We start from the raw sequence: 9,591 nt of genomic DNA, 5'->3' as shown, positions 1-9,591 counted from the left end.
CCCCAAGGTCAAGCACACCGCCGACCGTCCGGCCCCCGTTGCCGCCCGCTCGGACGCCGCGGGACGTCACGAGTCGCTCGGCGACCGGATCGTGCGCCTCGCGGCCGCGCAGGCGGGCAAGCCCTACGTCTACGGCGCCGCCGGGCCGGACCGGTTCGACTGTTCCGGTCTGACCCAGTTCATCCACCGCCAGCTCGGCATCCTGCTCCCGCGCACCGCCGACGCACAGAGCAGAGCGGTCAGACCCGTGGACCGAGCCGATATGAGGCCCGGTGACCTGCTCTTCTTCGGCAGGCGCGGGCACGTCTACCACGTGGCGATCTACGCGGGCGACAACAAGATGTGGACCGCGCCCGAACCGGGCAAGCGGGTGCAACTGCAGCGCATCTGGGACAACACCTACTCGGTGGGTCGCGCCTGGTAGAGGTCCGTACCACCGCCCGGCGGGGCAGGCGAGGGCTGCCCCGCCGGAACCGCGATCCGAGCCGGTCCACCCAGGGAGGAAACGACCGTTTCCGTCTCCCCTCGAAGGGTCGAGACGCCATCGTCACCGCCGGGTGGGTTCAAACGACCGTGACGGGTTACCCCGGAGCGCGGCCTCTTTCCGCCCTCACTCGAACGGACGAGTAGCGGGGAGCAACGGGAGTCGGCCGTCCCGCGTGCTACAGCCGTGGAAGCAGCCTTGCGGGCACGGAGAACGACGGTGGCAGGCACGAGCGGTACGGAGGTCGAACCCGGATGGCTCCTGGCGTCAGACCGCAGCGGGCGCCCGCCGTGGCGCTGTCCGTGGTGGTCCCCTGTTACAACGAAGCCGACGGCATCGAACCCCTGCGCGCGGCCCTGACCAGGGCACTGCCGTCGATCGTCGGAGATTTCGAGGTCGTACTGGTCGACGACGGAAGCACCGACGCCACGCTGGAGCGCATGCGGTCGGTGTGCCGGGCGGACCCGCGTTTCCGCTATCTCGCCCTGAGCCGGAACTTCGGCAAGGAGTCGGCCATGCTCGCCGGGCTCACCGAGGCCACCGGCGACGCGGTCGCGATCATGGACGCCGACCTCCAGCACCCACCGGAACTGCTCGGCCCCATGCTCGAACGGTTGCGTGCGGGCACCGACCAGGTGGTCGCCCGGCGCACCCGCGCCGGTGACAGCAGGATGCGCAGCCTGCTGGCCCGGATCTACTACCGGATGATGAACCGCCTGGTGGAGGTCGAACTCCAGGACGGGGTCGGCGACTTCCGGCTCCTGTCGCGCCGCGCGGTCACCGCGTTGCTGTCCCTCGGAGAACGGAACCGGTTCTCCAAGGGCCTGTTCGCCTGGGTGGGCTATCCCACCGGTGTCGTCGAATACGAAAACGTGCCGAGGCGGAACGGGACCAGCAAGTGGACCTTCGGCAAGCTGGTCAACTACGCCATCGACGGGGTCATCTCGTTCAACGACCGCCCCCTGCGGGCGGCGATCTACCTGGGCCTGCTGTGCACCGTGCTCGCCTTCGGGTACGCCGCCTGGGTGGTGGGCGTCGCACTCGCCCGGGGCAATCCGGTGCCGGGATACGTCACCATCATGTGCGGCGTTCTCGGTCTCGGCGGGCTGCAACTGTTGTTTCTCGGCATCATGGGCGAGTACCTCGGCCGCATCTACTACGAGACGAAACGCCGACCGCATTTCCTGATCAAGGAGACCAGTGACCGCCTGGTCGAAGAGACGAGCAGTTCCACCGGCCGGCGGGCCGACGGCTTCCACCACGTCGTCGTCCGCCCGCGAGACCATGACTGAGCGCGCGGTGAAGCGGGCCCGCGTCGCGGGCGAGGCGGGCCGGCTGATCCGGTTCGGCCTGGTCGGGGTGGCCAACACCGTCATCTACTACGGTCTGTACCTGCTGGGCCACCTGGTGCTGCCGTACCTGCTCGCGCACGTGATCGCCTTCGCGCTGGCAACCGCGGGCTCGTTCCTGCTCAACTGCTACTTCACCTTCCGCATCCGGCCCACCCTGCGGAAGTTCCTGCTGTTCCCGCTGTCCAGCCTGACCAACTTCGTGCTCACCTCCGTCGGCCTGTACGCGCTCGTGGGGTTGTGGCATCTGGACGAGCGGATCGCACCGCTGCTGGCGGCCGCCGTGGCGGTCCCGGTGACCTTCCTGGTGGCCCAGGTGATCCTGGTGCCACGCCCGGACCAGGGCCGGACCTGATGGCGGCGCCCTCGACGGCGGCCGGTGCCGCCGGAGATTCCGAACGGCGGCGGGCCGCCACCACCGCCAGTCCCCCGCGCCGCGGCAGGGGAGTGCTCACTGCGGCGGTCGTGTGCGTGACGGTGGCCGTGCTCGCCCAGTTACCGCTGATCGGCAACCGCGTCTTCTACTACTGGGACGACAGCTCCTCCCAGTTCCTGCCCATGTGGTACCGGCTGGGCCAGGACCTCGCGCACGGTCACTGGCCGCCCCTGCTCGCGCCGGAATCGTGGATGGGCGGCAACATCGCCGCGGAGGCGCTGTTCGGCACGTACAACCCGGTCAACCTGGCCAACTACCTGCTCACCGCCGCTTTGCCGGACCTCGCGGTCGCCGCGGCGCTGATCAAGACCGAGTTCCTCGTGCTGCTCGCCCTTGGCACCTACCTGCTGTGCCGGGAGTACGGCGCGCTGCGCCACGCGTCGGCGGCCGTGGCGATCGCGCTGCCCTTCGCCGGGATGACGCTGTACTTCGACGCGAGTGCCTGGGCAGCGGGCCTGATGGCCTTCACCTACACCCCGTACGTGTGGTGGGCGGTGCGCCGTGCCGCGTCGGGACGGCTCAACCCGTTGTGGGCGTTCCTGATCGGCGCGCTCGCGGTGACCTGCGGCAATCCGTACGGGTTGCTGGGCGTGTGCGTGGTGGTCATCGCCCTGCTGGCCGAGTTCGCGGTGCGGCGCCAGTGGCCGGCCTGGCGGCTGACCCTCGTCCTCGGCGTGCTGATCGGCCTGGTCGCGCCGCTGGTGTACCTCCCGCTGCTCGGCACCGCCCCGGTCACCTGGCGGGAAATCGGCACCGTCAACAGCGGGTTCCTCACCCTCAGCGCATCGGATGTGCTGGGCTCCAGCAGTCCGACGCTGCTGCCCCCGACGCGGACCTTCACCGGCTTCGGCACCGCCGTCCCGGCCGCGTACTTCGCCTGGTTCACGCTGCCGCTCCTGCCCTGGCTGGACTTCCGGGTGCTGAAGCCGCGGTTGCGCCTGCTCACCGGCGCCTTCGTGGTGGCAGGGGTGTACCTGCTGCTGACGCTGGGGCCGTCCAACCTGTGGATGTTCCGCTGGCCGTTCAGGCTCGCCGAGTACTGCTACCTGGGCTTCGCGGTGCCGCTGGCGATCCTGCTTTCGACGCGGTTGCTGACCACGCACTTCCGGGTGCGGGCCGCGGGTTCGGCCGCGATCCTGCTGGCAGGCGCGTACCTCGCGTGGGCGGCGTCCCCGCAACGCTGGGCCGCGCATCTCGGCGCACTCGGCCTGGTCGCCGCGCTGACCGCCGGCGCGCTGTGGGCGCACAAGCGCGGCCGGAACTTCTTTTCCGGCGCGCTCGCCACCGGGACCGCGGCGGTGCTGGGCCTGCAACTGGGCCTGTTCCCGGCGAACGTCAACCTGACGCAGTTCCGGTTCCCCCATTCCGTGCAGGATCTGAAGAACCGCTTCGCGGGCCGGTACACCGGGGAGACCTTCCAGATCGCGTCCATCGACGTCGCCAGGGACACCGTGGGCCTGCACCCGGGCGGCGCCTGGCGGGATTTCCTGTTCGGCAACGCCTACCTGCCCGCCGGGGTCGACTCGGTCGTCTCCTACAGCGGCATGGGATTCAAGGACTTTTCCGACACGTTCTGCTTCAACAACTCGGGCTCGGCCTGCCCGGACGCCTATCCGGCGCTGTGGCGGCCGACCGGTTTCGGGGAAGCGTCGCTGGCCGACCTGATGCGGGTCGAGACGGTGGTCGTGCAGGACGCCCTCGTGCCCGGGGTGAGCGCTCGGCCGGGCTGGCACGTCGCCGAAAAGGACGGCGTCGCCACGGTGCTGCGGCGGGACCGGCCAGTCCCGTGGCCCGCGGGAAGGCTGGGCTGGGCCTCGCCGGACCTGCTGGTGCTCACCGACCGGTCCGGCGGCAGGCAGGAGACGCTCAGCGTCACCAGCCGCGGCGACGGGCCGCGTCAACTGGTGTTCGCCCGGCTGGCCTGGCCCGGCTACCGCGCCGAACTCAACGGGAAGGAACTGCCGGTGACGACCGGGCCCGCCGGGCTGGTCGTGGTGCGGCTTCCGGCGGGCAGTCCGGGCGGGCAGGTCACCCTGCACTGGACTCCGCCTGGCCTGCTGACCGGGTTCGTCTTCGCCGCGGTGGGCGCGCTCGGTGCCCTCGTGCTGGGGGCGTGGTCCGCCGGGCTGCTCTTCCGCCGCCGCGAGGACTGAAAGCCCGGTTTCACGGTGAGGTGAGCCCCGGCTGGTGTGCGGCGTCGAAACCGAGGCGTGCCGACTCGATGTGCGGGAGGTGGCGTTCCGTCCAGCGGCAGATCACCGAAACCGCCTCCAGCAGCTCACGCCCGGGTTCGGTGAGCGCGTACTCGACGCTGGGGGGCGAGGTGGGGAAGACGTGGCGGGTGAGCACGCCGTCGCGTTCGAGGCCCCGCAGGGTCTGGGTGAGCATCTTGTGGCTGATCCCCTCGATCCGGCTGTGCAGTTCGCTGAACCGCAGCCTGCCCTCGCCGAGCCGGTAGACCACCAGCAGCGCCCATTTGTCGGCGATCCGGTCGAACATCTGCCGGGCCACGGCTTGGGCGTAGGTCACATCGCCGGACGGCCGCGGGCCACCGACCTGGTCGCTCACCTCGAGGTTCCCCTCTCTCCGAGAAGTGCGTTCTTCCCGGTCGAACACTAGCTTTTCTACGGTGGGCCGGTCATCACGGCGATCAGGAGAAGGGAAAAACTCCATGCGCGTACTCATGCCCACCGGACAGAACGACGTTCTGGTGTCCTCCGCCGAAGTCCCCCGGCCGGAGCCCGCACCGCACGAGGCGCTCGTGCGGGTGGCGGCGTTTTCGCTCAACCGGGCCGATCTCCTCTACCTGACCAGTGCGCGGGAGCTGCGCCCGTCTCCGGGATGGCGGCCGGGCAACGACATCGCGGGCGTGGTCGTACGGGCCGCGACGGACGGCAGCGGCCCCGCGGCAGGTGACCGGGTGGCCGGCTACCTGCCGGACGGCGGTGGGTGGGCGGAATACGCCGCCGTGGCCGCCGATCGCCTCGCCGCTCTCCCGTCCGAAGTGGACTTTGCCGCCGCGGCGGCGCTGCCCACCGCAGGCATCACCGCGGCCCGGCTGCTCCGCGCGGCAGGACCGCTGTTCGGCCGGCGTGTCCTGCTCACCGGGGCGACCGGCGGGGTGGGCCACTACGTGGTCGAGCTGGCCGCGGCGGCCGGTGCCGAGGTCACCGCGGTCGCCGCGCCCGGCGAACCCTGGCAAGGACTGGCGAGGCTGGGCGCGACCGCCGTGGTTCATTCCGTTCCGGAGGCCGAAGGACCGTTCGACGTGGTCCTCGAATCGATCGGCGGCGAGCAGTTGCCGAAGGCGCTGGCGAAGGTCCGCCGCGGCGGGCTGGTGCTGTGGTTCGGTCAGGCCTCCGGACAGCCGGTCACTCTCGACTTCTTCGACTACTTCTCCGGTTTCGAATCCGCCACCCTGCGCCAGTTCACCGTCTACGACGGCACGGACAGTTGGGGAGCCGATCTGGCCGCACTGGTCCGCCTCACCGCGGCGGACCGCCTGCACCCCGAGTTCGGCGCCCCGCGCCCGTGGTCTTCGGTGGGGACGGCACTCACCGAGCTGGCCGAACGGCGACTGCGGGGCAAGGCCGTCTTCCTCGTCGACGAGATGTCCTCTTAGGAGGTCCCGCCAGGAGGAGCTTGACGGTGTGTTCCTGAACAAGACAACGCGATGATGCGGCTGGTACCCGCCGTTGTCGAACGAGTACTAGGCGAACGTCCGTCCAGGACCTCGACCTCTGAGGACTCCACTGTGGCGAAGCGGCTGGTCTTCCACAAGGACAGATCAGGCGCAACATCGTCATATCAGTGACCGGTGGTCCGTTCGGACGACAGCGTGGTCTTCCCGCGCGGTTGACTGTCCGGACCTGAGTGTCCTGCCGCGACGGCAAGGCCACCGAGCATGGCGATGACGGCGAAAACGTCGATTGCGGTGGCCGTACTGGTGACGGTGGCCAGCAGCCCGACGCCGACGACCGGTACGCCGACGCCGAGGTAGGTGGCGATGTAGAACGTCGAGATGACGGCGGCGTGCGCCTCGGCCGGTGCGGCCTGGTTCGCGGATCGGACGGCGCCCATGAACGCCAGGCCCTGCCCGATGCCGGCGAAAACCGCGGCGGCGATCACCAGGGCGAGCAGTCGGGCCGAACCGGCGACCAGCAGCAGGATCGTCCCGGCCACCAGGGCGACCAGCCCGACCCGCTGTAGCGACCGCGCTCCGAGCCGGGTGGCCAATGGTTGGGTCACCGCCGCGACCAGCAGCACGAGCCCGGCGGCGACACCGGCCAGCAGCAGGTTATGGTTCCCGGTCAGCGAGCGGACGTAGGAGGGCACGATCGACAGGAAGACCGCCGTGACCGCCCATCCGGCGAAACTGGTCGCGCAGGCCCGGGCGAACACGCCGCGACCACTAGCGGGGAACTGGGGCGGCGACACCCGCCAGGACGTCCCGACCCGCCCGAGGGCGGTAGGCAGCGCTAGTAGTGCCCCGGCCGCCACGACCAGGGCTACCGCCTCGATCAGGTAGCACGTTCTCGTGGGGGCGGGCAGCCAGGTGGCACACGCCCCGGCGAGCACCGGGCCGAGACCGCCGCCGCCGGTGGTGGCCAGCGACGTCACCAGCGAGGCCCGCTGGGTGCGGCCACGGGGCTCAGTGCGTGTCACGGCCGCGGTCAGCGCCCCGGAGCTCATCCCGACCGACGCGCCCTGCAGGGCTCGCGCGAGGAACAGCCAGCCGGTGCCGTCTGCGTAGGCGAACACCACCACTCCAGCGACGGCGACGACGAGACCGGGCATCAGGACCTGCCGGTACCCGAACGCGTCGGCCGCCGACCCGGCCAGCAGCAACGCGGGCACCAGTGTCGCTGCGTAGGTGGCGAACACCAGCGTCAGCACGACCGGGCTGAACCCGAACCGGTGCGCGTATACCGCGTACAACGGGGACGGCAGGTTCGTCCCGACGATCAGCACCAGCAGCGCGAACGCGCAGCAAGCGAACCCTCGCCGGGACGGTGAGTCAGTGGTGTCGTGTCGCATACCGGCGACGCTAGATGCGAATTGGTTCGGGGTATCCCGAACCGATCTTGGCCTACCGTGGAGACCATGAGCAGCCCCGGAGAAGCCGATCTGAGCGTCATCGGCCGCCTGCTGGCTGAGCCGGCTCGCGCCCGCACGCTGATGGCTCTGACCGACGGGCGGTGGCTTCCGGCGAGCATGCTGGCTCTGGAGGCCGGGGTCGCGAACTCCACCATGAGCGGCCACCTGGCCCGCCTCGTCGGCGGTGGCATGCTCACCGTGCGAGAACATGGCCGGTACCGGTACTACCGGCTCGCCGGACCGCACGTCGCTGAACTCGTCGAGGTCATGGCCAGGATCGCACCCACCCTGACCATCACCTCGCTGAAAGCCGGTACCCGCGCTCACGCGATCCGCCGCGCCCGCCGCTGCTACGACCACCTGGGGGGCCGTCTGGCCGTGGCGATCACCGCCGCCCTCATCCGCGACGGGCACCTGACCGGCCACGACGGCAGCATCGACCCCGACCGGATGCCTGGCACCCGGCCCGCGGGAGGCGTCCTCGATCCCATCGCCTATACCCTCACCCAGGACGGCGCGGCATTCCTGCACGACAAAGTCGGCGTCCCGACCAAAGCGCACACCGCGGTGCGCTGCTGCGTCGACTGGACCGAGCACCGCCACCACGCCGCCGGCCACCTCGGCCGCGACCTCCTGGCCGCCTTCGAAAACCGCGACTGGGTCAGACCCGCCAAGCAGCCCCGAGCTCTCATCCTCACCACATCGGGCCAACAGTTCCTGGAAGAGACGTTCCAAATCGACCTTGAGGACAGCCCAGCCGTGTGACGGGGCCGTCGTGGTCGGCCGCGGCGACGACCGGACACGATCTTCGCTGATCGTGCCTACGACCACGACAAGTACCGCCACCCGCTGGGAGATCCGCGACGACATCCACGAAGCGTTCCTGCGTTTGGGCTGCGCCATCATCTGCTTCCGCCGGCTGGTCAACCTGCAACTCTGTCAGGAGTTCCAAGGGCAATCCCGTGATTCACCACACCGACCTACGGAGTATTGCCCATTCAAAAGTAGTGGACCATAAGCACCAATGACACCGAAAACTATCGGACGGCAATGCTCCGGTTACGTGAATTTTGCCGCGCGGCTATCCACCGGGCAGTAACTTGCCCTACGGTCTGTCCAGGCATCGCCCGGCGAAATAGCCACCACCCCATTCACGAGGAGGTCGCCGAATATGTATCACCCCGCTCACAAAATCGTGCACACCCTGTTTCGCGTCGTGGTCGGTTTTCTGTTCGCCTGTCATGGTGCGGCCTCACTGTTCGGCGTGCTCGGCGGGGCGCAGGGAACGCACGGCGGGACGGTGCCGGTCGGCTCGTGGCCGGGTTGGTGGGCCGCCCTGATCCAGCTGGTGGGCGGCGTGCTGGTGGCTTTGGGGCTTGCCACCAGGGTCGCTGCGCTGATCAGCTCGGGATCGATGGCTTACGCCTATTTCTCGGTGCACCAGGCGGCCGCGCTGCTGCCGATCGAGAACAAGGGGGAACCCGCGGCACTCTACGCCTGGGCATTCCTGCTGATCGTGGCCGTCGGGCCGGGCCCGTGGGCACTGGACCGCCTGCTCTTCCGCTCCCGGAGCGCCACTCGCGAGCAGCGGTCCGAAACCCCGGTCGCGGCCGCGTAAAAGTTCCAGTACCGCCACGAAGCGGACATTTTCGCGGCGCGGCCGGGAAATGTCCGAATTGCGCTACGCGGGCTTGACCACCCGCATCCAGAGATGCCACGGCAGATGATGAGCCGAACCGTCGGGGCGGGTCGCGATCGGCTCGCGGACGGTTTCGATCAGGAGGCCCGCCTTTTCGAAAGCCGCCGTGTAGTGGCTGAGCGGATGGGAATAGCCGGTGAACACCATCGTCTTTCCGTACCGCTCGGCCCGTTCCTCCGTGCGGCAGCTGTGGAAGTATTCGCGGTCCACCACGAAAGCCAGGTCCTCCCCCTCCCCGAGGGTCCTCCCGGTGTTCGCCGGATGGAGCACCGCGAGCACGAGCCTGCCGCCGGGGGCGAGGACCCGGCCCGCCTCGCGGACGGCGCCGGGCAGATCGTCCACGTCCATCAGGCTGTTGTAGGCGATGACCAGATCGAACGAGGCATCGGGGAACGGGAGATCCGCGGCATCGGCCATCCGGTAGTCCCCCTGGGGATCGGCCTTCCTCGCGGCATCGATCAGTGTCGGAGAGGCGTCGACGCCGGTGACCCGGTGGCCGCGCTCGGCGAGATCACGGGCAACCCGC

General features: G+C 69.7%; 10 protein-coding genes. 7 read left to right on the top strand and 3 right to left on the bottom strand.

Going from position 1 to position 9,591, the window contains the following annotated elements:
* From FNH05_RS23445 to FNH05_RS23430, 4 genes are all read left to right on the top strand, one after another.
* Positions 1-424 (top strand): C40 family peptidase (locus FNH05_RS23445; protein WP_144590873.1); only part of this gene is annotated, 424 nt, incomplete at its 5' end.
* Positions 425-738: 314 nt separating this feature from the next.
* Positions 739-1,776: a glycosyltransferase family 2 protein gene (locus tag FNH05_RS23440; protein WP_425458481.1), complete on the top strand. Its 1,038-nt coding sequence runs from the start codon at positions 739-741 to the stop codon at positions 1,774-1,776.
* Entirely contained in the window at positions 1,769-2,188 is a 420-nt protein-coding gene (locus FNH05_RS23435; RefSeq protein ID WP_144590872.1) for a GtrA family protein, read from the top strand. The genes FNH05_RS23440 and FNH05_RS23435 overlap by 8 nt, the downstream gene beginning before the upstream one ends.
* Positions 2,188-4,422 (top strand): glycosyltransferase family protein, encoded by a 2,235-nt coding sequence (locus tag FNH05_RS23430; protein ID WP_186382698.1) that lies wholly within the window; start codon positions 2,188-2,190, stop codon positions 4,420-4,422. The genes FNH05_RS23435 and FNH05_RS23430 overlap by 1 nt, the downstream gene beginning before the upstream one ends.
* 10 nt (positions 4,423-4,432) lie before the next feature.
* On the opposite strand, the gene FNH05_RS23425 is transcribed toward FNH05_RS23430, so the two are convergent.
* A complete protein-coding gene (locus tag FNH05_RS23425) occupies positions 4,433-4,837 on the bottom strand; it encodes a winged helix-turn-helix transcriptional regulator (RefSeq protein ID WP_425458480.1) in 405 nt (134 codons plus the stop codon).
* A 103-nt stretch (positions 4,838-4,940) separates the two neighbouring features.
* On the opposite strand from FNH05_RS23425, the gene FNH05_RS23420 reads away from it, so the two are divergent.
* The gene (locus tag FNH05_RS23420; protein WP_144590870.1) at positions 4,941-5,891 is read left to right on the top strand and encodes an alcohol dehydrogenase catalytic domain-containing protein; all 951 of its coding nucleotides are present in this window, start codon (positions 4,941-4,943) and stop codon (positions 5,889-5,891) included.
* A 185-nt stretch (positions 5,892-6,076) separates the two neighbouring features.
* On the opposite strand, the gene FNH05_RS23415 is transcribed toward FNH05_RS23420, so the two are convergent.
* Positions 6,077-7,306, bottom strand: a complete 1,230-nt coding sequence (locus tag FNH05_RS23415) for an MFS transporter (protein ID WP_144590869.1) — start codon at positions 7,304-7,306, stop codon at positions 6,077-6,079.
* A gap of 66 nt (positions 7,307-7,372) precedes the next feature.
* Here FNH05_RS23415 and FNH05_RS23410 point away from each other — a divergent pair, with 66 nt between their 5' ends.
* Both FNH05_RS23410 and FNH05_RS23400 read left to right on the top strand, forming a co-directional pair.
* Positions 7,373-8,131 (top strand): ArsR/SmtB family transcription factor, encoded by a 759-nt coding sequence (locus tag FNH05_RS23410; RefSeq protein WP_186382697.1) that lies wholly within the window; start codon positions 7,373-7,375, stop codon positions 8,129-8,131.
* 406 nt (positions 8,132-8,537) lie between these two features.
* The gene (locus FNH05_RS23400) at positions 8,538-8,984 is read left to right on the top strand and encodes a DoxX family protein (protein WP_144590868.1); all 447 of its coding nucleotides are present in this window, start codon (positions 8,538-8,540) and stop codon (positions 8,982-8,984) included.
* A gap of 63 nt (positions 8,985-9,047) precedes the next feature.
* Here the strand turns inward: FNH05_RS23400 and FNH05_RS23395 are convergent.
* Positions 9,048-9,591: class I SAM-dependent methyltransferase (locus FNH05_RS23395; RefSeq protein WP_144590867.1), on the bottom strand; the 544-nt coding region annotated here is incomplete at its 5' end.

The sequence above is a fragment of the Amycolatopsis rhizosphaerae genome (assembly GCF_007713715.1).
Lineage (GTDB): Bacteria > Actinomycetota > Actinomycetes > Mycobacteriales > Pseudonocardiaceae > Amycolatopsis_E > Amycolatopsis_E rhizosphaerae.
Note: the sequence above shows the minus strand (reverse complement) of the source record. Positions and strands in the feature narration are given on the sequence as shown.